This window comes from Rhizobium phaseoli, assembly GCF_003985125.1.
Lineage (GTDB): Bacteria > Pseudomonadota > Alphaproteobacteria > Rhizobiales > Rhizobiaceae > Rhizobium > Rhizobium phaseoli.
The window spans coordinates 636,237-660,195 of the sequence record NZ_ML133565.1 but is presented as its reverse complement, the minus strand read 5'-3'; the positions used below and the strand labels follow the sequence as shown (position 1 = coordinate 660,195).

Genomic DNA, 23,959 nt, shown 5'->3' with positions numbered 1-23,959 from the left:
GAAACCCAATACGAACCGAGGCGATATTTGTTCTATCAGTTGAAGTTCGGCGAAGCGTTCGAAGCGCCGACCGGCGCCGACTGGATCTCGGCCGCCGCCCCTGACATATCGGCAACGCGACGAACCGCGCCGGCTTCGACCAACCCGCCAAGCGCCTTCTGCATGAGATCGACCGCATTGGCGAAGGCATCGACAGGCATGATGATGCGCTGGCGGAAGACCGGCTTCGGGTTGTTGTTGGCGTCACGGTCGGTCGCCGAAAGCGACATCAGGTCGATGCGCACGATCGTTCCGGTAATGGTGATTTCGCCGATGCCGTCTGCGTAAAGTTCATTGTTCATTGTTCTCTCCTCTTGTTGATCAAAGCGTCACACGTCCAGCGGGACGCACTAGCCGCTCGAATGTGCGTGGACAGCCCCGTGCGGCCACGCTGGAAACGGGTCCCGGAGCCCGACGGCCGTCTGCGGATCGAAGCCTGTCTCCTCACCGGTCAGGCAGTCGTCGAGTGCGACCCTGATTGCTCCTTCGTCGAAGCCGGCGCCGATGAAGACGAGCTCCTGGCGGCGGTCGCCCCAGACTTCGTCCCAATGCCGGTCGATGAGTTGGCGAAACTGCGGAAAGCGTGGCCACTGCACCTTCGGCACGGAGGCCCACCAGTAACCCCTGGTATCGATGCGGCACTGGGTGCCGGCGATCGAGAGCAAACCGATCTCGTCCGGCCTCGTCGCAAGCCAGAAATGCCCCTTTGCCCGGATGAGGCCCGGCCATTTTCTGCCGAGGAAACCCTGCAGTTTTGAGGGATCAAACGGCCGGCGGCTGCGATAGACGAAGCTTCTGATGCCGTATTCCTCGGTCTCCGGCACATGGTCGCCCCAACCGAAGAGTTCCTTGTGCCAGAGCGGATGGCGGGCGGCCTTCGCCTCGCTGAAGAGGCCGGTATCGAGAATCGCGCCGAGCGGCACCTGGCCGAAGACCGCTTCGATGACTTGGGCATCCGGATTCAGTGCCGCGACGACCCGGCGAACCTCGGCAAGTTCGGCGCAGGGCACATCGCCTGCCTTGTTGATGATGACGACATCGGAAAATTCGATCTGCTCGACGAGCAATTCCACGAGCTTGCGCTCATCGTCCCCGTCACGCCTTTCGCCGCGATCGGCAAGAAACTCGGCGCTCTGGTAATCGGCGAGCAGATTGACCGCATCGACGACGCAAACCATCGTGTCGAGCCTTGCCACGTCGCAAAGGGCCGCTCCGCTTTCATCGCGGAAGGAGAAGGTGGCTGCAACAGGCAGCGGTTCGGCAATGCCGGTGCCCTCGATCAGCAGATAGTCGAAACGGCCGGCGGCTGCCAGCCGCCTGACCTCACTCAGGAGATCCTCGCGCAGCGTGCAGCAGATGCATCCGTTGGTGAGCTCCACAAGCGTCTCGTCCGTGCGCGAGAGGTCTGCGCTCCCCTCGCGCACGAGATCCGCATCGATGTTGACCTCGCTCATATCGTTGACGATGACAGCAACCCGACGACCCTCCCGATTGCTCAGGACATGATTGAGGACAGTCGTCTTCCCGGCGCCGAGAAACCCGGCGAGAACCGTAACCGGCAATCTGATATCTGTACGCATCATCGATACTCTCACACTTTACGGCATGCTTGGTCTTGCATCCGCGTGGGCGTTACGCCGCGAGCTGCGGTTTGAATGCCACGTCCACGTAGTAGTTCGTGCTGTTATAGCTGGCGGTCGGGAACAGCCCGCCCGATCCATAGGCATAGACGCCGTTGTTGCCGCCTGATGCCTTCAGGTCTCCATTCGTCACGTCGCTGGCAAAATAATTGCCGGTCGCCGAATAATTGCCGTTGGTGGAGTAGGACACGACGTAAGTCGTATCCGCCTGGATGGCGATCTGTTGGCTGAGCTGCGCGGTCTGCCAGCCGCTCGCCGTCTCGTTGTTGAAGGTGACGCTGCCGAGAAGCGTGCCGGAAGCGGTCCACAGATAGCCGTTGTGCGGACCGGTATTGTCGGCGCCCTTGTAGAAGCGGATGGCGCTGATCCAGCCGGCGGCATCGGCCTGGAACCTCATGCCGAGATTGACCTGCTGGTTGTCGTTGACCGAGACGACCGAGGGCGTCGCGTTTGATGCAAAGAGGTTCTGCTCCGGACCCGCGGCTCCGCTGTTGACGGTGAGCGCCACCTGAGCCGATGCCGTGCCGCCCTTGCCGTCCGAGATCGCGTAACTGAAGCTCGCCGGTCCCGAATAGCCTGCCGTCGGCGTAAACGTCACCGTCTGGGCCTGAGCATTCCAGGCGACCGCGCCGTTGACCGCCCCACTGACGCCCGTGATCGCCAGCGGATCGCCATCGCCATCGCTGTCGTTTGCCAGAAGCGCCGCGGCCTGGATGGTGATCGGCGTGCCCGTGTTGGTCGAGAAGCCGCTGTCATTGGCGGCGACCGGAACCGTATTTTGCCCGCCGCCCTGCTGATAGAGCACGTCGATCCAATAATTGCTCGCATTGTAGGAGGCGGTCGGAAACAGGCTGCTGGTGCCATAGGCATAAAGGCCGTTGCCGCCGCTCGTCGTACTCGACGGCGCCGTCAGCACACCGTTCGAATAGTCTGTCACGAAGTAGTTCGCAGTGGCCGAATAGAAGCCATTCGAATGGTAGCTCGCCACATAAATAGTGCCGGCTGAAACATTGATCGGCTGGGTAAAGGAAACCGTCTGCCAGCCGCTCGCCGTTTCGTTGATGAAGGTCGCCTGAGCCAGCAGCTGGCCGCTCGTCGTCCACAGCGAGCCAACATGCGTGCCGGTATCCTGGGCGCCCCTGTAATAGGTGAGCCCGGTAATCTGGCCGTTGGCGGAAGCGATGAACTTGACACCGAGTTCGACCGAGCTGGCGTCATTGGCGGCGGCAATCCCCGACGTATCGGCGCCGGTGAACAGGCTCGACGTCGCCCCCCCGGCCGGCGGCGTGTTGACGGTGAGACTGACCGTGGCCGACGCCGTGCCGCCAAACCCGTCTGAAACCGTATAGGAGAAGCTCGCCGCGCCGGCATAACCCGCCGTCGGCGTGAAAATGACGGTCTTGGTCTGGCTGTTGAAGCTCACCGTTCCGTGGACCGCACCATTGACGCCGGTGATGCTGAGCAGGTCGCCATCGCCATCGGTGTCGTTTGTAAGCAGGCTGGCTGCGGCAATCGACAGCGCCGTGCTGGAATAGGTCGTGTAGCCATTGTCATTGGCGGCGACCGGCAGCACGTTGCTCGTCTGGTTATAGACGACATCCACCCAGTAGTTCGACGACTGGTAACTGGAGGTCGGGAAACCGGAGCCATCGGCAAAGACGCCGTTACTGCCGGCAAGCGCCGTCAGCGAGCCATTGCTGTGGGCGGTCGTGAAATAGTTTGCCGTTGCCACATAGGAGCCGGTCGTGTGGTAGGAGGCGACATAGGTCGTGCCGGCCAGGATATGCACCGGGTTCGAGAATGTCGCGGTCTGCCAGCCGCTCAGCGATCCGCTGTCGGCGAAGGTGACGGTCGCGACCAGCCTGCCATCGGATGTCCACAGCGAGCCGGTATGCGGGCCGGTATCGCCTGATGCCTTGTAGAAGCGGACGCCGGTCACCATGCCGCTCGACGAAGCGGAGAACCGCATGCCGAGTTCCAGCGACTGGCCCTCGTTGTAGCTTGCGCCCGACGGTCCTTCGCTCGACTTGAACAGCGTCTCCCCCGAAGGGCCCGGGTCCACGGTGAGGCTGACATTGCCCTGGTCCGTGCCGCCGCGCCCGTCCGACAGCGTATAGGTGAAGCTTGCCGGCCCCGAATAATTATTGGTTGGCGTGAAGGTGATGGTGCCGTTCTGCTTGTTGAGCGTCACCGTGCCGTTGACGGCATTGCCGACAGCCGAAATCGTCATCGCATCGCCATTCGGATCCGTATCGTTTCCGATGAGCGAGGCGATCGAGAGGACGACGCTGTCGTTGCGGGTGAGCGTCAGCCCCGTATCGTCGGTGGCGACCGGCGCGCTGTTGGGGCCGGCGTCGAAGACCACGTCAACCCAGTAGTTCGTGCCGGTGCCGAGGTTCTGGCCGGGAAAGATGCCGGCATTGTCGCCATAGGCGTAGACGCCGCCGCCATCGACGACCTTCAGCGCGCCGCTGGCATAGGTGCCGCCGAAATAGTTGTCGGTGGCGGAGTAGTAGCCGTTGGTGTGATAGGAGGCCACATAGGTCGTGCCGGCCGTAATCTGGATCGGACTGGAGAACATCACCGTCTGCCAGCCGGAGAGCGATTCACCGACGGAGACACCCGTTGCCAGCAGCGTTCCGTCGGCGCTCCAGAGGCTGACGGCATGGTCGCCGATATTGTAGAAACCCTTGTAGAAGCGGATGCCCTCGACATAGCCTGCCGTCGTCGCCTGGAAGCGCAGGCCGAGCTCGACGGAATCGCGATCGATCGCCATTTCGACGGCGGGCTTGTCCGCCAGCGTCCACAGGCCCTGGGTGCCCGGCAAGGTGACGGTGACCTGCTTGCCGGCCGAGGGGGCCTCCATGTTGACGCTGTCGTCGACAGCGCGCGACATGATCGTATAGGTGCCGCTCGCCTGCACGACCCAGTTATAGCTCCAGCTCTCCCGGCCCGTCGCCTTGAACCAGTGCTGGCCGCCATCGGTGGAAATTTCGACGCCGGCGATGATACCGCCGCCGAAATCCTGCGCCGTGCCCGTGATCGTCACATGCTGGCCTTCGAGGAAGCTTGCGCCGACGAGCGGCGAGCTGATCGTCGAGGTGGGTTTCAGCGTGTCGGTCGATTGTGTCGCCAGGATCAGGCTCGCATCCAGCGTCGTTGGCTGGATGCCCATGTCGGCGAACATGTTGACCATCGCCTGCTGCACGTTGCGATCGGTCGACGTCGTCGGGCCCTGGTGGTTGTCGCTCAGGCCCCAGGACCAGAAGACGGTGCCGGCGCCGAAGACCAGCGCGCCGCTGGCCGCCCGGTACATGGTCAGACTGTGGGTCGCCACCGCATCGCCGACCGTGGTGCCGTAGTCGCGCAGATAGGTGCTCACCGAAACCGTCGACAGCGAAAGGTTGATCAGTCCATCCGGACGGAATCCGTTCTCGACATCGGAATCCCATTCATAGCCAAGCAGGTTCTGCACCAGATTGTAGGTATCGCCCTCGTGCAGCTCCGAAACATCGGTGTTGCGCCAGAAGCGTAGGTTCGAATAGTCGTAGGGGATGGAGATCGTATCCTGGCGGTAGCTGTCCACCTGGAACATCGTTCCCGTCAGCGAATTCTCCGGCTCCTGCCCCGGATCGGCATAACGCGGGTCGCGCCAGGTGCCGGTGCCGACATTGCTCGGATCCGTGCTCGTGCCCCAGGTCTCCTTGTAGCAGACCATGGTGCGATAGGCCTGGCCGCTGCCGTCGATGCTGCTTTCCCAGCGCACCTTCCAGTAGCACTCATTGCCGCTCCAGAAGGCGAGATTGACGCCGGCATCGCGGGCGGCCTCGACATTGGCACGCTGTTCGGCCGACCAGTATTCGTCGTGTCCGACGGAGAGATAGGCATCGTGGTTGAGCAGCAGGCTGCCGCTGCGCGCCGCATCGACGCCTGAAATATAAGATACGTCGTAGCCGTTCTGCTCCAGCCAGGAGATGGCGGAGGATTCGGCGCCGAAGATGTAATCATGCGAGCCGCCGATCGGGCTCGTATTGGTGATGATCGGCCTGTTGTAGCTGACCGCCGAGGCGCGGCCGATGGCCTGCAGGCCGCAACTGCAGTTCGGCGGCAGGTAGCCGATCATGTTTGCGGGATCGACGGGCACTTCGCCGTAATAGAGGCTGGCGCCACCCCAGGCATTATAGGCCTGCCAGGTGGTGTCCGACGTCTGGAAAACGATATTGCTGGTCGAGGCGTCGTCGCGCACGACGAAGGGGATGATGCTGGCATCCTCGGTGCCATCCTCGCGCACCAGCTTGGCGAAATAAACGCCGGAGACCGCGTCCGTTGGAATCTGCCAGCTCGCTGAGACCGACCAGTTGCCGCAGTCGATAAGGCCGAGCGACATGTCGACGATCGGGTGCGGCTGGATCTGCGCCGTGGTCAGCTGCTGCTCGATCGAGTCGACCTTGCGCGCGCCGAGCCCGCCATAATAACCCATACGGTAGATATCGATGCGGTAATGGGTGGAGTCTGTGGCGATCTTGAAATCGACCGTCTGGCCAATATTGGTGCTGATTTCGGTGGCAAAGCCCTGGATGGTGCCGTTGCCGTCGCCCTCCAGCCCCCATTCGCTGATCGGGTTGCCCTGCTTCAGGTTTTCGAGTGCGATCTTGTTGGGCGTCGCCACAGGCGTAGCCGTCGCTGGAGCCGCCAGTGCTGTCGGGGCCGCTGTCGTCTCAGCAGACGAGCCCGAGCTCGGCGCGACCGAGAGGGATGCAACCGAGGTCTGAAGGCGCAGCGAAGCCGCGGCGACACTGCTGGAAGAAGGAACAGCTGCTGCCGTTTCGCCGCTGCCGCTGTCGGTACCGCTCGTAACACCCGTCAGCGCGGGAGCGGCAGGCAGCGTCGCAGCCTCCTCGTACGGATCCGGGCCAAGCACGGTGCGCTCAGATGTCGAGGAGGACGTGTCGAAGACCGCTGCAGCCGACGCCGTTTTCGTGGATGTGTCCCGCGCGCCGCCATCGGCCGCAGGCGCCGGCATCGCTGTCGACGATCGAGGGGACGATTGCACGTCGCCTGGTGATATCAGGGAAGACGTGACCGTGCCGGTGAAGGAGGATTGAACGGTTGCGCTACCCTGACTGGCAAAACCCGGGGACCCGTCAGTACCCGTCGAAGACACGACTGTCGTCGGTCCAAGGGTTGCACTCCAGGAAGGGGGCGCACGACAGATACTCAACGCTCCACCAAATATACTCAAATACTCACGATTACTGACATGAATTCTCCGCATCAGCGGCGTCCCCATTCCGTCGATCGACCCTGGAAGACTTCATCCTGCCAGCTTTCGCCATGGAACGGACGACAGCAATCAGGGGTATGTGGGTGGTACACCCATACGTCGATGTGATAATCCTCACCGCATCCCGGCTGGTCGAGCCGGTTAACACGCACGCGCTATCCTGCGCCGCTCGAGCTACCAGGCCGGAAACGGATCTTCGAGGGTGGCCCAGTCGCGCGGATCGGCGCTCGCGAGGCATCCGTCCAGTGCAGTCCGCACACCGGTCTCGTCCATGTCTACGCCGATAAAAACCAATTCCTGCCGGCGATCGCCCCAAGCATTGTCCCATCGGCTCTGAAGGTGCCGATGAAATTGCTGATGGTCCGGCCAGTCCTGCCGGGGCACGGCTGCCCACCACAGCCCCATGGGTTCGCAGCGCCGCTGGATCCCGGCAGCCGACATCAGGCCCACGTGGCGTGGGCGCGTGGCGAGCCAGAAATGGCCCTTGGCACGCAACACGCCCGGCCAGGGCGCATCGAGAAATGCGCGAAACCGCATCGGGTCGAAAGGACGCCTCGTGCGATAGACGAAACTCGATACCCCGTATTCCTCCGTCTCAGGAACATGCTTCCCCGGGCTGTACAATTCCTTGTGCCACAAAGGATGCGCGGCGGCTTTTGCTTCATCGAAGAGGCCCGTATTGAGAACGGTTTCGAGAGAAATCCTGCCAAAATCCGTCTCCACCTGGTGGGCATCCGGATTGAGGGCAGCCACCGTTTTGCGGACTTCGGCGCGGGTCTCTTCGTTCGCGTCCGAGATCTTGTTGATCACTACGACATCGGCAAACTCGATCTGGTCGACCAGCAAGTCGATAAGGGTGCGCCGGTCCTCGCCGTCCCTCTGCAGGCCGCGGTCGGCAAGCAGATCGGCGCTGCTGTAATCGGCCAGGAGGCTTGCAGCGTCGACAACGGTCACCATCGTGTCGAGGCGAGCAAAATCGGAGAGCGAGACGCCGGTCTCGTCGCGGAAGGAAAAGGTTGCCGCGATAGGGCGCGGCTCGGCAATGCCCGTTCCTTCGATCAGCAGATAGTCGTATCGGCCCTTTTCGGCCAGTCGTCGCACTTCCGTCAGAAGGTCGTTGCGCAGGGTACAGCAGATGCAGCCATTGCTGAGCTCGATCAATGTCTCCGTGGTGTGGGACAGGTTGCAGCCGCCGTCGCGAATGAGACTGGCGTCTATGTTCACTTCGCTCATATCGTTGACGATGACCGCGACCCGCAGGCCTTGGCGGTTATTCAGGACATGGCTGAGCAGCGTCGTCTTGCCGGCGCCGAGGAAGCCGGCCAGTACGGTTACCGGGAGCCGCTCCTTATTCATCGGAGTCCCTTGAACGACAGCGGAGGCAGTTCCCCTCGCTGCGACCCGCATTTACACCGTATTAACCTCATGCGAAACCGCTCCCTGACCTTATCCTTTCCGTCATGCGGCGAGCTGCGGCCGGAACACGACGTCGGCATAGTAATTGGCTGAATTGAAGGTGCTGGTCGGGAAGAGACCTGTGGTGGCAGAGCCGCCATAAGCATAGACGCCGTTTCCGCTCGCGGGCGCCGTCAGCGGGCCGCTGGTGACGGGGGTCGTAAAGAAATTGCCGGTGGCCACGTAGGCCCCTGTGGTGTGGTAGGACGCGACATAGGTCGTGTTGGCGGCAATGGAGAAAGGCGTTGCGAAGTTCGCCGTCTGCCAGCCGCTCGCCGTGGTGTTGGTGAAGGTGGCGGTGGCGAGCTTGGTGCCGGTGGAGCTCCACAGGTCGACGACGTTCTGGCCGTTGTCGTTGGCGCTGCGATAGAACCTGATGCCGGTGATATCCCCGGCAACGTTCGACGTGAATTTGACGCCGAGTTCGAGCTGCTGACCGTCGTTGAGGTTGGTCTGGGCCGGCGTGCTGGAGGCGGAGAACAGGCTATAGCTGGTCGATGATGTCGTCGACACGGCGATGTTGAAGGTCTCGTTGGCGGCGAGGCCGCCAAGGTCGGTCGCCGTCACCTTGACGCCATAGGTGCCTGTCGTCGTCGGGGTGCCGGAGAAGGTCCGCGTCGAGGCGTTGAAGCTCAGCCAGGAAGGCAGTGCCGTGCCGTCGGTGGCCGTTGCCGAATAGGTCAGCGTCTCGCCGCTGTCGACATCGCTGAATGTCGTCGTCGGCAAGGTAAAGGAGAAGGAGGAGCCAACCGTGGCATTCTGCGTCGTCGTCTGGACGGCGAGCACCGGTGCATCGTTGGCGCCATGGATTGTGACGGTCAAGTTTGCCGTGGCCGTGGCACCGGCGCTGTCACGCATCGTGTAGCTGAAGACATCGTTCAGCGTGTTGGTCGACAGGCGCAGCGCCTGAACGGCGGCATTGGTCTCGTTGATCGTATAGGTATAAGCACCCGATGCATTGAGCACGAGACTGCCATAGGTGCCGGCGAGTGCCGAGCCGAGCGTGCCCGACGTCGCGCCGAAGTTGACTGCCGACACCGTCTTGGTGTCACCGGCGTCAGGATCGGTATCGTTGGTCAGCACGTTGCCGCTGGCAGCCGCGCCGCCCGAACCATTGGCCACCCCGCCCTTCTCGGTCGCGTCTCCTGTATCGGCAACTGCCGTAGGCGTCGTATTGCCAGGCGTGCCCGATCCCGGACGGAAGACCACATCGGCCCAATAATTGGTAGCACCGAAAGTGGCATTTGGGAAAATGCCAGCGGTGGCGGAGCCGCCATAGCGGTAGACGCCATTGCCGCTGGCTGTCGCCGTCAGCGGGCCGCTGGTGACGGCAGTCGTGAAGAAATTGGCCGTCGCCACATAGGCCCCTGTGGTGTGGTAGGACGCGACATAGGTCGTGTTGGCGGCAATGGTGAAGGGCGTTGCGAAGTTCGCCGTCTGCCAGCCGCTCGCCGTGGTGTTGGTGAAAGTGGCGGTGGCAAGTTTGGTGCCGGTGGAACTCCACAGGTCGACGACGTTCTGGCCGTTGTCGTTGGCGCTGCGATAGAACCTGATGCCTGTGACATCCCCGGCAACGTTCGAGGTGAACTTGACGCCGAGTTCGAGCTGCTGACCATCATTGAGGTTGGTCTGGGCCGGCGTGCTGGAGGCGGAGAACAGGCTGTAGGTCGTCGCCGCCGTCGATGCGGCGATGTTGAAGGTCTCGTTGGCGGCGAGACCGCCAAGGTCGGTCGCCGTCACCTTGACGCCGTAAGTGCCTGAAGTCGTCGGCGTGCCGGAGAAGGTCCGCGTCGAGGCGTTGAAGCTCAGCCAGGAAGGCAGTGCCGTGCCGTCGGCGGCCGTTGCCGAATAGGTCAGCGTCTCGCCGCTGTCGACATCGCTGAATGTCGTCGTCGGCAAGGTAAAGGAGAAGGCGGAGCCGACCGTGGCATTCTGCGTCGTCGTCTGGACGGCGAGCACCGGTGCATCGTTGGCGCCATGGATTGTGACGGTCAAGTTTGCCGTGGCCGTGGCACCGGCGCTGTCACGCATCGTGTAGCTGAAGACATCGTTCAGCGTGTTGGTCGACAGGCGCAGCGCCTGAACGGCGGCATTGGTCTCGTTGATCGTATAGGTATAAGCACCCGATGCATTGAGCACGAGACTGCCATAGGTGCCGGCGAGTGCCGAGCCGAGCGTGCCCGACGTCGCCCCGAAGACGACGGCCGTCACCGTCTTGGTGTCACCGGCGTCAGGATCGGTATCGTTGGTCAGCACGTTGCCGCTGGCAGCCGCGCCGCCCGAACCATTGGCCACCCCGCCCTTCTCGGTCGCATCCCCCGTATCGGCAACCGCCGTCGGCGTCGTATTGCCGGGCACCGACACGGCGATGTTGAAGGTCTCGTTGGCGGCAAGACCGCCAAGGTCGGTCGCCGTCACCTTGACGCCATAAGTGCCGCCTGTCGTCGGCGTGCCGGAGAAGGTCCGCGTCGAGGTGTTGAAGCTCAGCCATGACGGCAGCGCCGTGCCATCGGCGGCCGTTGCCGAATAGGCCAGGGTCTCGCCGCTGTCGACATCGCTGAAAGTCGTCGTCGGCAGGGTGAAGGAGAAGGCGGAGCCAACCGTGGCGTTCTGGGTCGTCGTCTGAACGGCCAGCACCGGCGCATCATTGGCGCCATGGATGGTGACGGTCAGGTTTGCCGTGGCGGTGGCGCCGGCCGTGTCGCGCATCGTATAGTTGAAGACATCGCTCAGCGTGTTGGTCGACTGCCGCAGTCCCTGGACGGCGGTATTGGTCTCGTTGATCGTATAGCTGTAAGTCCCCGATGCATTCAGAACGAGGCTGCCATAGGTGCCGGCGAGTGCCGAGCCGAGCGTGCCCGACGTCGCGCCGAATTTGACCGCGGTCACCGTCTTGGTGTCACCGGAATCCGGATCGGTGTCATTGGTCAACACGTTGCCGCTGGCAACCACGCCGCCCGAACCATTGGCCACCCCACCCTTCTCGGTCGCATCCCCCGTATCGGCAACCGCCGTCGGCGTCGTGTTCGAGGCCGACGTCGTAAACATCACATCGACCCAATAATTCGTCGACTGGAAGGTGCTCGTGGGTAACTGGCTGTTGCTGCCGTAGCGGTAAACGCCGTTGCCGCTGGCCGGTGCCGTCAGCGGACCGCTGGTCACATTTGAGGTGAAGTAGTTGGTGGTGGTCGAATAGTGACCGCTGTTCGTGTGGTAAGACGCCGTGTAGGTTTGGCCAACCGTCAGCGTCACCGGACTCGTGAAATAGGCGGTCTGCCAGCCGCTGGCCGTCTCGTTGGTGAAGGTGAGGGTCGCAAGCCGCGTACCGGTGCTCGACCACAACGAGCCGGTATGCGTGCCCGTATCCAGGTCGCCCTTGTAGAAACGAATGCCGGTGACGGTGCCTGCCGCCGAGGTCTGGAATTTGACGCCGAGTTCAACGGCTGAAGTATCGTTGGTGTTGACGACCGCCGGCGTCGCCGCACCGAAGAGAGAGGTGTAATTCGGCCCGCTGACGGTGACCGTTCGTCCCGCCGAGGGTGTTTCAAGGTTGACGTTATCGTCGACTGCGCGAGACCGGATGGTATAGGTGCCTGCGGTCTGCGGTGACCAGGTATAAGTCCAGTTCTCATCGCCCGTCGCCGGATGCCAGCTCGCCCCGTTGTCTGTTGAAACCTCGACCGCGGCGATGACCCCGCCGCCGGTGTCGGCTGCGGTGCCGGTAATCGTCACGCTGGATCCAACGGTCGCCGTGGCGGGAACCGTGATGACCGAGGTCGGTGCAGTATGATCCGAAGAGGCGGTTGCGGCGACGAGCCCGGATTGCAGTGTTCCCGGCTGAATGCCCATATCGGCGAGCAGGTTGACCATCGCCTGCTGCACGCGGGGGTCGGTCGGTGTCGCCTCGTTGTCGTGATTGTCGCTCAGGCCCCATGTCCAGTAGACCGTGCCGGCGCCGAACACCAGTGCACCGCTCGGCGCCCGATAAAGAGTCAGATTGTGGGTGGCGGTCGCATTACCGGTCGTGTTTCCGTAGTCCAGCAAATAGGTGCTGACCGGAAGCGTCGTCGATGACAGCTTGACAAGACCTGCCGGATCGAAGCCGTTATCGGGCGCTTCGTCCCACTCGTAGCCGAGATAGTTCTTGGTGAGCGTTGCCGTCTGGCCAGGCTGAAGATTGGCGACGCTCGTATTGCGCCAGAAGCGCAGGTTGGCGTCGTCATAGCCGACGGTGATCGCGCCGAGATTGTTGCCGACATCGTCGACCTTGAACAACTGTCCGGTCAGTGAGTTTTCCGGGTTTCCGCCGCCGATGGCGGGTGGGCTGAAGCGTGGATCGCGGAAGGTGCCCGTCCATTCGTTGGAAGGATCGATGCCGGAGTTGGCCCATGTCTCCTTGTAGGTGATCAAGGTGCGATAAGGCGTGCCGTCGGCACTGTAGGCATTGCCCCAGCGGGTGCGCCAATAGACCTCGTTGCCGCTCCAGAACATAAGGTTGACGCCGGCATCACGCGCGGCTTCGACATTGGTACGCTGTTGACCGGACCAATATTCGTCGTGCCCGGCATCGATATATGTCTTGTGATTGAGCAACAGGCTGCCGTAGCGGTCGACGTCGACACCCGACATGTAGGAAACATCATAGCCGTTCTGTTCCAGCCAGTAGATGCCGGCGTATTCGGCGCCGAATAGATAGTCCTGCGGGCCGGCATAAGTGCCGACCCCGCCGCGGGTCGCAATCGGTCTGTTGTAACTGACCGCATAGGCGCGACCAGCACCCTGCCCTGTCGCCGGCCCGTTGCCGCCATAGAGGTTTGCGCCACCCCAGCCGTTGTAAGCCTGCCAGGTCTCGTCGGCGGTCTGGAAGACGATGTCGCTTTGGCTGCCGTCGTCGCGCACGATGAACGGGATCTGATTTTCGCCAAAGGTGCCGTCCTGTCTGACGAGCTTGGCGATATAGACGCCTGAAACGGCATCGTCGGGAACGGTCCACGACGCCGAGACAGCCCAGTTGCCGGCATCGACCGTGCCGGTGGTGGAATTGCGCAATGGACTTGGCTGGGTTTGCAAGCCGGTGTGCTGCATGGTCGCGACCTTGCGCGCCCCCATGCCGCCATAATAGCCGAGCCGGTAGATATCGATCCGGTAGTTGGTGGAATTGGTGTTGATTTTGAAGCTGATCGTCTTGCCGTTGTCGACGCTGATATCGGTCGCAAACCCTTCGATGTTCGTACTGCCGGCACCGTCGATGCCCCACTCGCTTTCTGGGTTACCCTGCTTCTGGTTTTCCAGGACGATCGCGTTGCTGGCCGCCGCCGCCGTGACTGCCAGACTTTGTGTAGTCAGCGACCGCTGCGTAGAAGGTGCGGGTGGCGTCGTCACCGAGCCGGAAAGGATGCCGGAGCCCTTCGTGGTGGTGCCCTTTCCGGTCTCTCCGCCGCCTGGCAACGATCCGTTCAAGGCCGTTGTTTCCGTCCAGCTTGCTGTTCCGTTCCAGCCCGAGAGGGGAGACAGGCTACGATCGAGAAGCGGATCGCTGATCGAGGCGGCGATGGCCCGCTTGGCCGTCGATACAAAGTCCGGCCCCTCGGTCAGCTTGGTCCCCGGCAATTGACCGTCCTGTTGGAGCAGGGCGCCGCCATGAGCCCAATCGAGAATGCGCGTCGGGGACGTATAGTAGCCGCACCCGCACACACCAAAGGGCATGCCAAAGGCCAGGGAATTCGCTCCGGCATGCTGTGCACTCCCCTGCGCTGACGGGCTCGATTCGAGAATGACGACTTTGCCCGAGTGCGCACGCTCACCGGCCACCGCAGAATTCTGCCCCGAACCTGTCGGCGCCGGGCTCTGCGGCAGATAAGGCGCCAGTGGATCGTCGCCAATGAGGCTCATCCCGCCGGAGCTGCGATAAAGCGGCGATTGAGGTCCGAATGCCACTCCGTTCGCGTGCACGTTGAATCCCGCAAAGCCCGGCCCATAGGTAAAAAACCGAGACGCAACGCTGTTACCTTGCCGGTCTGCGGGCTCGCGATCTGCTGCGAAAGGGTCGGACAAGGGCGGCAGTGGGTGAGTGATACTGTCCTGAACGTCAGGGTCGGCGATCACGCCCGTGCGATGTTCCGCCTCGCGCTCGGCGAACGCCGGGTTATTGTTGGAATCGTCGACAAGCTTGCCATCAAGCTTGTTTTTATCCGCAGTATGCGCGGATGCCGCAAGTTGAGCACTGTCCGCGTGCTTTTCGGCAGGCTTGCGCGGCCTCACTGTCTCGCCGGCTGCAAACCACCGGGGAAATAGCGAATCAACGAGGAGTGAGCGCGAAGTCCACCGACGAGCGTTGCGATTCATGGCAGGCACCTCTCGCGAGATTAGCAGGGTCAATCTATCAAGATCGTTTTGGTACGCGGACTTGAATTGTAGTCGAAAACGACCAGGGTATATCCTACGCCTTTCGCTCTACAGGCGGCATCCTTTGGGCAAACGGCCGCGCTGCGCCGCCGACACGCTGGACGAGACGCACGAGGGCGACGATTCGCCGCGTTCTGCGCAGGATCAAAGCCGCAGCAGTGGCGACGCCGCCGGTTCATCCCGACAAAATCGATGATCCGAGCAGAAAGGCGCTACCGGCAGGGTTGCGCTTCCCCCAAGCGAGCGCGCCTATTCCTGCGTGCAGAACCTATTGATTTTCCGCGGTCTATGCCGTCGCGTCGCGCCGGAGATATATGTTTCTACCCAATTTGGGCTGAAGCACCTCCCCACCTCATCAATATTGATGTGGCAAAGCAAACAACCTCCACCTTCCTCAAGGCTTCGCCAGACTGCACACTGACCATGCAGGGTCGGACTTGGCGTCCGGCGTTCAGGCAGCGTTCAAACCTATTGTATCAGCGTCCGTGTTAGAATGTTTTGCAGGCGAGACATGTATATGAATCTATCGCACCGCGCCCCTCGCGTGTTCTTTCGCGCGACGTCCGTTATCAGTGCACTCGTCTTTCTTGCCGGAGCTGTACCGCCAGCTCTTGCCGACAGCTCCCCCTTGGCTCCGCAAACGAAAATCCGCGTGACGGTCGTGCAATGGATACCGTCCAAGGGCCAGTTTGAACGGTGGGATGGGATTGGCGGCGAATATACGGTTTCGGATGCAGGTATAGTGTCCCTGCCCTTTCTGGGGTCGCTGGCGGTTGGAAATATGGACAATGAGGGCCTCACCAACGAGATCGGCAAGCGCCTTCAGGTGAAGATGGGTCTGGCCCAGGCCCCTGCCGTGACCATTGATATCCTCGACTATCCCTCCATTTACGTCGTCGGAGACGTGATGGCGCCGGGAGAATACAAGTTTCGCTCCGGCTTGAGAGTCCTCCAGTCGCTCGCCATGAGCGGCGGCCCGTTGCGGGCCGCGGCGCAGCAGCAATCGGAGACGATCAAGCTTGCCGGTGAATTGCGGGAAATCGACCATGCGCTGCTGCGCAGCGCGGCAAAGCTCGCGCGGCTGCAAACGGAGATGACCGGCGCGAAGGAGATTGTGTTCGATCAGCCACCTGCTGCCGACCGGCAATACGCCGAGAGTATCTTCGCGGAGGAGCGGGTCATATTTCAGGCCCGTGCAAGCGCGCTGGACAAGCAGTCGGTGGCCCTCGTCGAATTGCGCAATCTCCTAACCGCGGAAATCGAGACGCTGGAAGAAAAGCTGAAAGGCTCGGATGACAATATCCAGTCGGTCGAGGAGCAGCTGACGAGCGTGAGGACCCTGGTCCAGAAGGGCCTGACGATCACCTCGCGCCAAATGGATCTGGAGCGATTGCTGACCACCTATCGCTCCGACCGGCTCGACCTCGTCACCGCCATCATGCGGGGTCGCCAGGCGATCAACGAGACGAAGCGCAATCTCGAGGGACTTTCCGACAATCGCCGCAGCGAGAACGCTTCCGAGGTGCAGGCGGAGAAGGCCAATCTCGATCAGCTCAAACTGAAGCGCGACACCACGCAACAACTGCTTCTCGAAGAAGTATCGAACGGTGCGAGGGCGATGGACCGCAGCGATGACCTGCCGCTGACGTTCATCGTCAGCCGGCGGGACAAGGGTGGGGTCAATCAGTTCCCGGCCTCCGAAACGACGGAACTGGCGCCGGGCGACGTAGTCAGGGTCACGCGGGGCCGCTTCGCCGATACGCCATCAGAAGACGACGCTGCGCTGTCTATTGAGACAGAGGCGCATGTCAGTCAGGCAAGCCGGTGAACAGCAAAAAGCATGTGGTGCAATCGAGCCTGCGGCGGGCGACTGAACGCAAGCCCGGGGTAGACGACCGGGGGGGCTTCCGATGACTTTGCGCATGACCCCACCCACCAGCCAGACCTATACTCAGATCCTCAGGTCTACGATGCTGATGGGCGGCGCTTCGCTCGTGAATGTCGCACTCAGCATTATCAGAAACAAGGCGATGGCCGTCCTGCTCGGGCCGGAAGGCATCGGACTCATGGGCCTCTACAGTTCGATTGTCGATATCGCGCAGTCTATCGCGGGCCTGGGCGTCGGCGGAAGTGGCGTGCGCCAAGTGGCGGAGGCAGCGGGAACCGGCGACGCAGCGAGGATTGCCCAGTCCGCGACCGTACTGCGACGCATATCGCTGGTGCTCGCGCTGCTTGGCGCGCTTCTTTTCGCCGCATTTGCATATCCTATCTCAAGTTTCACTTTCGGTGATTTCCAGAACGTCGGTGGTATCGTGCTGCTGTCGCTCGCCGTTTTCTTTCGACTGGTGTCTGCTGGGCAGAGCGCATTGATCCAAGGGTTGCGAGGCATTGCGGATCTTGCCCGCATCAACGTGCTTGCCGGGCTCTTCGGTACCGCCGTGAGTATCCCGCTCATCTACCTGTTCGGGGTCCAGGCGATCGCGCCGTCGCTCGTGATAATTGCAGCTGCCTCAATCCTGCCGACCTGGTGGTACAGCCGGCGGATATTTCCGCATCCCTCGCCAATGTCGACCCGCCAGTTCGGTCGGGAAGTGTCGGCGCTGCTCAGGCTCGGCTTCGTGTTCATGGCAAGCGGGCTTTTGACCTTCGGCGCAGCTTATGCCATCCGCCTCATCGTGCTGAAGGAGGGCGGTGTTATAGCGGCGGGATTGTACCAGGCGGCCTGGGGCCTTGGCGGTCTCTATGCCGGTTTCATCCTGCAGGCGATGGGAACGGATTTTTATCCGCGCCTGACGGCGGCGGCCGAAAACGATTCTGAATGCAATCGGCTGGTCAACGAACAGGCGGAAATAAGCATGCTGCTCGCAGGCCCCGGCCTCATCGGCACGCTGACGCTCGCCCCGCTCATGATGAGCCTGTTCTATTCGGCCGATTTTCATGGAGCAGTCGATCTTCTGCGCTGGATCTGCCTTGGCATGATGCTGCGGATTATTTCCTGGCCGATGGGTTTCATCGTCGTGGCGAAACGGACCCAGGCGATTTTCTTCTGGACGGAGGTTGCGGCGGCGGCCGTGCATGTGGGGCTGGCCTGGCTCCTTGTATCGCTGCTTGGGACGCAAGGAGCCGGTATGGCGTTCTTCGGCCTCTATGTCTGGCACAGCATCCTGATCTATGGGATCGTGCGAAAGCTGACCGGTTTTCGCTGGTCCGCCGCCAACCGCAGACACGCGCTGCTTTTCCTGCCTGCATCGGCACTGGTATTCCTGATGTTCTCGATCTTGCCGCTGTGGCCGGCGACCACGATCGGCTTCATCGCCGTCCTTGTCTGCGGGCTCTATTCGCTGCGCATGCTGATCGACCTGCTTCCACCGGAGTCCGTTCCAGCGATCATCCGCGGATGGATCACGAAATCAGCATAACGAACAATGCGCGCATCCGGCGATGCGCGCATTGTTCGTTATGCTGATTAAATTGCGGGATCAGGCGACAGCGACGTCCATGGTACGTTGCGCGCTTATGGCTCCGACAGACGCCTGCGCAATGGCGGCGCGAAGGGCCTCAACAACCCGGTCCACGTCAGACACGGTCATCTGGGCATAAAGCGGCAGGATGATCGTTTGCTGCTGCGCAGATATGCTTCGCATCAGGCTCGTGGCAACGCGGTGGGAGCGCTCACCGGAATAGGCTCCCTCCAGGTGAATGTTCATCACACCGCGCCGGGTCGAGATGCCCTGGTCGAGCAGGCTCTGCATGATGGCCCGCTGGTCGACCGTATCAGGCAATCTCACGCAGAAGCTCTGCCAGTTGCTTCGAGCCCAGCGTGGCTCGGCCGGCGAAGAAAGCCCTGTAATTGTCGACAGACGTTCGCAATATTGCTCGGCAATCAGCCGGCGCTGGGCGACCAATTCCGGCAGCCGCCGCAATTGCTCGCGTCCGACGGCGGCCTGAAGGTCGGTCATCCGGTAATTGTAGCCCAGCTCGTCATAATCCTCGAAAATCACCTGCTTCGAGCCGTGGCGGACCGCATCGGTGACACTCATGCCATGCTGGCGCCACAGCCGGAATTTCCGGTCATATTCGGCATTGGCCGTGGTCAACATGCCGCCATCGCCTGTGGTGACCACCTTTCTCGGGTGGAAAGAGAAGCAGGCAATGTCGGCGTGCGGCTTGCCGATTGTTTCCCAGCGGCCATCCCACAGGATTTCGCTTCCCGTCGCGCAGGCCGCATCTTCGATAACAGGGACCCCGTGGCGCTTGCCGATCTCGACGATCGGTCCGAGGTCACACGGCATTCCCAGCTGATGCACACACAGGATTGCCTTTGTGCGGGAGGTAATGGCTGCTTCGATCAGGCTGGGATCGATATTGTAGCCGTCGGCCTCGATGTCGACAAAGACGGGCACCGCATGGCAATAGCGGATGGCGTTCGCGGTTGCGATAAACGAGTGGCTGACCGTGATGACCTCGTCGCCGGCACCGATGCCGACCGCCATGAGGGCCAAATGCAACGCGGTCGTGCAGTTGGAGACGGCGCAGGCGTGGGCCGCGCCGACATAGGCGGCGAATTCACGCTCGAAAGCGGCGACTTCGGGCCCCTGGGTTACCCATCCAGATAGAATAACGCGGCGGGCGGCCTCTGCCTCTTCCTCTCCGAGGACGGGTTTGGCGACAGGGATTGTCGATAATGACGTGCTCATGCGGCTTGACCTCCGGCTGCAGCAGTCTTTGACTGCCACCACTCGACAAGGTCACGAAGCCCCTGCTCCATCGAGATTTCGGCCTTGAAACCCAGAAGTTTTTCAGCCTTGCTGATATCAGCCAGACGACGGGTCACGCCATTGACCGTGCGGGCCTCTTTGTGTTGCGGCTCGAGCGAGGATCCCATGATGTCGCTCAGCATCTGCGCGAGTTCCAGCAGGCTTATTTCCCTGCCGCTCGCGACGTTGAACACCTCGTCGGTAACGTCACTCTTTGCCGCGAGCAGGTTTGCCCGGGCGATGTCGCGTGCATCGACGAAGTCCATCGTTTGGCTGCCGTCTCCATAGATGAGCGGCGGCATTCCGGCTGCAAGGCGTTCCATCCAGCGGATCAGCACTTCGGTGTAGGCGCCGTAAACGTCCATTCGTGGCCCGTAGACGTTGAAATAGCGCAGCGCGACATAGCGTAGGCCATACATGTCCGCGAAGCTGCGCAGCAATCCCTCGTTGAAGGTCTTTGCTGCGCCGTAGATCGTCCGGTTATTGTAGGGATGATGCTGTTCGGTCGTCGGAAAGCTTTCGGCAAGGCCCAGCACGGAGGCGGAAGAGGCCGCGACGACCTTCGAAACACCCGCCTTGACGGCCGCTTCGAGGACATTGAATGTGCCTTCGGCCAGCACTTCGAAAGCCAGTCGTGGCTCTTCCGCGCATTGGGTTATGCGGATGGCCGCCTGATGAAAGACGATATCGACGCCGTCGAAGGCTTTCGCCAGCAGCGACCTGTCGCGGATATCGCCGTCGATGATGTTAAGCGGCGCGCTGCCGATTGCCGAGCTCAGATTGTCCCGGCGCCCGCGCACGAAATTGTCGAGGATGATGATCTCGCGAGGTTTTTCCAATGCAACGAGATCGGCAATATGCGAACCGATCAGACCGGCACCGCCGGTAATGAGTACCCGTTTGTTTCTCATGATCTTTCCTCACGCGACATGTTCGTCATCGGATCATTCTCCGAACGCCAACGAATTAATTTCGCAGGAACTCCTGCGACAACCGAGAAGGGCTCGACGTCCGAGACGACGACGGCTCCCGCTCCAACGATCGCCCCCTTCCCGATGGTCACGCCGGGAAGAATGGTTGCATTCGTTCCGATATCGGCCTCCGCACCGATGCGCACCGGCCTGATTTCCAGATCCGTGCGAATGATCGGTACATCCAGCGGCAGTGCCGTATGGGTCGAGCCAAGCACCTTGGCGCCAGGTCCCCATCCAACGGAATCCTCGATCACCAGATCGCGAGCGTCGAAATAGGCCATCGGGCCGATCCAGACATTGTCGCCGATCTTGCATCTGCCGTCGAAACGTCCCTGGATATAGGCCTGAGCGCCGATGAACACCCCATTGCCGATCTCGAACGTCTCCGGGTGTTTGAAGCCGGCGCCGCCGGCAACCTGCAATCCGGTGCCGCAGCTGCGCGTGACCGCCTGCCAGATGGCTTTGCGCATCATGGTGTCGACGACACCGTCCCCAGTCGCAAAGCGACCGTAGAGCTCGATCAGGCCGGCGCGCCCATAGGATTGCCTGAGCTCTTCAACGAGCCCCGCCTGGTAGGGCGGATCCGCCGGCCTTTGTTGACGACCATGGACCGCATGCACGATCCGGGCCTCGCCCGAACGATCAGCTGACATAGGCGTCTTCCAACGCAGCTGCCACCTGATCGGCGTGCCACGCGGGCATCTCAGGATAAATCGGCAGCGAGAGAACCTCTTTTGCGGCGGCCTCCGAGACGGGGAAATCGCCGGTCTTGTAACCGAGGTCGGCATGGGCCTTCTGTAGATGAACAGGGATCGGATAGTGCAGCCCGGATTGAATGCCCTCGGCGCTCAGCACGCGCTGAAGCTCATCGCGATCGCGGCTTCTGATGGCATAGACGTGGTAAACGTGGCGCCGGCCGTCTTTCTCGACAGGCGTCGTCAAATGCGCCGATCGCCCGAGCAGCGACGAGTAGCGGCCTGCATGAGTGCGGCGCGCTTCGGTCCAGGCTTCAAGGTGCCTGAGCTTGATGCGCAGGATCGCGCCCTGAATGGCGTCCATGCGGTAGTTGAAGCCCTTCAGCAGATGGTGATAGCGCTGCTCCTGGCCCCAATCGCGCAGCATGCGCATTGTTTTGGCCTGATCGTCGCGGTTGGTCACGACGATACCCCCCTCGCCGCAGGCGCCGAGATTTTTACCGGGATAGAAGCTGAAGCAGCCGGATGCGCCGAGGCTGCCGGCGCGCGCGCCTTTGTATTGCGCGCCGTGCGCCTGGCATGCGTCCTCGATAACAGGTATCCGGTAGTGGTCGGCAATCGCCTGGATCGCGTCCATGTCAGCCATCTGCCCGTAGAGATGGACGGGAATAATGGCCTTGGTGCGGGGTGTAATCTTAGCCTCGAGCTGAGCCGGATCCATCGTCAGCGTCACCGGCTCGACATCGACGAAAACAGGCCGTGCGCCTGTATAGCAGATCGCCGATACGGTCGCGACGAAGGTAAACGGCACGGTAATGACTTCATCGCCGGGGCCGACGCCGGCCGCGAGAAGCGACAGATGCAGGGCGCTGGTCCCGGTGTTGACTGCGATAGCATGTTTGACGTTGCAATAGTCCGCGAATTCCTGCTCGAGGCGGGCGACCTCCTCGCCCAATATGTATTGCCCTGAAGCCAGGACGCCGAGCACTGCGGCGTCGATTTCGCTCTTGATGGAATTATACTGTGCCTTGAGGTCCAGGAACGGGATCATGCAATGCGCCTCGCCTCTTCGAGCTCGATGATGCGACCGCGCTGAGCGAGCGACCGGCTTGCGGCTTCAAGGATGCGGACGACACGCAGGCCTGCTTGGCCATCGGTAATCGGCCGCGCATTCTGCTCGACGCAATCGACGAACTGATCCAGTTCGCGTTTCAACGCCTCTGTCATATCGAGCTTCGGCGCCCACATGTCGCCGCTGCGGTATCCCACCAGCATCTGATGGACCTTCTCGCCATATGCATCAGAGTTGGGACACATGGTGATGCCCTTGTCGTAGACCTTGATCTTTTCGCTGGGCTCCAGATCGTCATAGACGATCATCTTGTTGCTGCCGCCGATCAGCGTGCGGCGCACCTTGACCGGCGCCAGCCAATTGACGTGGATGTGGGCGATGAGCTTGCTCTCGAAAAAGAGCGTCAGATAGGCGATATTCTCGGGTTCGCCGAGCACATGGCTCATCCCCGTCGCGGAAACCGCCACCGGCCTTTCCTGCAGGACATGGTCCAGGATCGACAGGTCGTGCACCGCAAGATCCCAGATGACGCTGACATCGTGCTGGAACAGCCCCAGATTGACCCGGACCGAGTCATAGTAATACATGTCGCCAAGGCCGCTTTCGACCAGTTCGCGCATCTTGCGGACGGCGCCGGTGTGGACGAAAGTGTGATCGACGGCGAGCACGAGGCGTCGCCGCGCTGCCTCTTCGACCATCCGGGATGCTTCCTCCGTCGTCGATGCCATCGGCTTTTCGACGAAGACATGCTTTCCGGCCATCATAGCCTGCATTGCGAGCTTATAGTGGGTCGAGACCGGCGTCGCGATCGCGATTGCATCCACTCTCGGATCACGCAGGACTTCCTCGAAATTATCGGTGATCGTCACTGCCGGATAGCGGCTTTTGACCGCTGCCAACCGATCGACATTGAGATCGCAGACTGAAATGAGCTGTGCGCCGCCCGCCTCCGAAATATTGCGGACCAGGTTCGGACCCCAATATCCATATCCAACAACAGCAATGCCGATCATCGCATTCCTCCAAACGCTTGCATGTTTACTGACCGGTCATGAACGTGACCGGTGATCCTGGCCGGGACACCGGCAACAATGGCGCCGTCAGGCACATCCTTGGTCACGACAGCCCCGGCGCCGACCTGGGCGGCCTCTCCGATTGTCACGCCGGGCAGAATGGTGGCGTTGCTGCCGATCGATGCATGGCGCTTGACCAGTGTGGGAATGACGACCCAGTCGGCCTCCGTCTGCAGACTGCCGTCCGCATTAACGGCGCGCGGGTAAGTGTCATTGGTGAACATCACCCCGTGGCCGATAAAAACGCCGTCTTCGAGCGTCACGCCTTCGCAGAGGAAGGAGTGGCTGGAGATTTTGCAGTCTTTGCCGACGATGACGTTTTTCTGGATTTCAACGAAGGTGCCGATGCGCGTTCCCGCGCCAATCGTGCAGCCGTACAGATTCACAAGATCTCGATGGTGAATAACGCAGCTGTCGTCCAGCTTGACGTTCGAGGCAATCATCCCGTCTCGTCCCCTACTCAAACAGGCCCTGATCTGGCTGAAACCGGTCACAATCGGGTGAATGCGCAAGATTTCATTTCAACAGAGCAAATATTTCTCTGCCTCCAAAGAGAATTGTTTTC

The 23,959-nt window shown here is 61.5% G+C and carries 14 protein-coding genes; 3 read left to right on the top strand and 11 right to left on the bottom strand.

From position 1 onward, the window contains the following. Positions 1 to 35: 35 nt before the first annotated feature. From EFD56_RS03010 to EFD56_RS03000, 3 genes are read right to left on the bottom strand one after another with little or no spacing between them, the layout of a single operon-like run. On the bottom strand, positions 36 to 341 hold the full coding sequence (locus EFD56_RS03010) for a hypothetical protein (RefSeq protein ID WP_126904574.1): 306 nt from the start codon (positions 339 to 341) through the stop codon (positions 36 to 38). A gap of 48 nt (positions 342 to 389) precedes the next feature. Next, a complete protein-coding gene (locus EFD56_RS03005) occupies positions 390 to 1,622 on the bottom strand; it encodes a GTP-binding protein (RefSeq protein WP_126904573.1) in 1,233 nt (410 codons plus the stop codon). A gap of 49 nt (positions 1,623 to 1,671) precedes the next feature. Next, positions 1,672 to 6,600, bottom strand: a complete 4,929-nt coding sequence (locus EFD56_RS03000) for a DUF4082 domain-containing protein (protein ID WP_245440558.1) — start codon at positions 6,598 to 6,600, stop codon at positions 1,672 to 1,674. Between the two features lie 25 nt (positions 6,601 to 6,625). Between EFD56_RS03000 and EFD56_RS33105 the strand changes: the two genes are divergently transcribed. Next, positions 6,626 to 6,784 (top strand): hypothetical protein, encoded by a 159-nt coding sequence (locus EFD56_RS33105; RefSeq protein WP_237358129.1) that lies wholly within the window; start codon positions 6,626 to 6,628, stop codon positions 6,782 to 6,784. A gap of 353 nt (positions 6,785 to 7,137) precedes the next feature. Here EFD56_RS33105 and EFD56_RS02995 read toward each other — a convergent pair whose 3' ends face one another. Beyond that, positions 7,138 to 8,319, bottom strand: coding sequence for a GTP-binding protein (locus EFD56_RS02995; RefSeq protein WP_126904571.1), 1,182 nt, complete (start codon positions 8,317 to 8,319; stop codon positions 7,138 to 7,140). Between the two features lie 102 nt (positions 8,320 to 8,421). Further along, positions 8,422 to 14,763, bottom strand: coding sequence for a DUF4082 domain-containing protein (locus EFD56_RS02990; RefSeq protein ID WP_126904570.1), 6,342 nt, complete (start codon positions 14,761 to 14,763; stop codon positions 8,422 to 8,424). A gap of 577 nt (positions 14,764 to 15,340) precedes the next feature. Between EFD56_RS02990 and EFD56_RS02985 the strand changes: the two genes are divergently transcribed. Both EFD56_RS02985 and EFD56_RS02980 read left to right on the top strand, forming a co-directional pair. Beyond that, positions 15,341 to 16,651 carry a polysaccharide biosynthesis/export family protein gene (locus EFD56_RS02985; RefSeq protein WP_206513402.1) on the top strand — a complete coding sequence of 437 codons (1,311 nt, stop codon included), beginning with the start codon at positions 15,341 to 15,343 and terminating at the stop codon, positions 16,649 to 16,651. Positions 16,652 to 16,733: 82 nt separating this feature from the next. Further along, positions 16,734 to 18,242 (top strand): O-antigen translocase, encoded by a 1,509-nt coding sequence (locus EFD56_RS02980; RefSeq protein WP_126904568.1) that lies wholly within the window; start codon positions 16,734 to 16,736, stop codon positions 18,240 to 18,242. Positions 18,243 to 18,302: 60 nt separating this feature from the next. Here the strand turns inward: EFD56_RS02980 and EFD56_RS02975 are convergent, their stop codons facing one another. Genes EFD56_RS02975 through EFD56_RS02950 form a run of 6 tightly spaced genes read right to left on the bottom strand, consistent with a single transcriptional unit; the run spans position 18,303 to position 23,837 of the window. Continuing rightward, positions 18,303 to 19,520: a DegT/DnrJ/EryC1/StrS family aminotransferase gene (locus EFD56_RS02975; RefSeq protein ID WP_126904567.1), complete on the bottom strand. Its 1,218-nt coding sequence runs from the start codon at positions 19,518 to 19,520 to the stop codon at positions 18,303 to 18,305. Beyond that, a complete protein-coding gene (locus EFD56_RS02970) occupies positions 19,517 to 20,491 on the bottom strand; it encodes an NAD-dependent epimerase/dehydratase family protein (protein ID WP_004673254.1) in 975 nt (324 codons plus the stop codon). The genes EFD56_RS02975 and EFD56_RS02970 overlap by 4 nt, the downstream gene beginning before the upstream one ends. Then, complete coding sequence (locus EFD56_RS02965; protein WP_126904566.1) at positions 20,488 to 21,207, bottom strand: acyltransferase; 720 nt, start codon at positions 21,205 to 21,207, stop codon at positions 20,488 to 20,490. The genes EFD56_RS02970 and EFD56_RS02965 overlap by 4 nt, the downstream gene beginning before the upstream one ends. Further along, on the bottom strand, positions 21,197 to 22,300 hold the full coding sequence (locus EFD56_RS02960) for a DegT/DnrJ/EryC1/StrS family aminotransferase (RefSeq protein ID WP_064829542.1): 1,104 nt from the start codon (positions 22,298 to 22,300) through the stop codon (positions 21,197 to 21,199). The genes EFD56_RS02965 and EFD56_RS02960 overlap by 11 nt, the downstream gene beginning before the upstream one ends. Then, positions 22,297 to 23,334 carry a Gfo/Idh/MocA family protein gene (locus EFD56_RS02955; RefSeq protein ID WP_004673248.1) on the bottom strand — a complete coding sequence of 346 codons (1,038 nt, stop codon included), beginning with the start codon at positions 23,332 to 23,334 and terminating at the stop codon, positions 22,297 to 22,299. The genes EFD56_RS02960 and EFD56_RS02955 overlap by 4 nt, the downstream gene beginning before the upstream one ends. After that, positions 23,331 to 23,837 (bottom strand): acyltransferase, encoded by a 507-nt coding sequence (locus tag EFD56_RS02950; RefSeq protein WP_010019085.1) that lies wholly within the window; start codon positions 23,835 to 23,837, stop codon positions 23,331 to 23,333. The genes EFD56_RS02955 and EFD56_RS02950 overlap by 4 nt, the downstream gene beginning before the upstream one ends. Positions 23,838 to 23,959 lie beyond the last annotated feature (122 nt).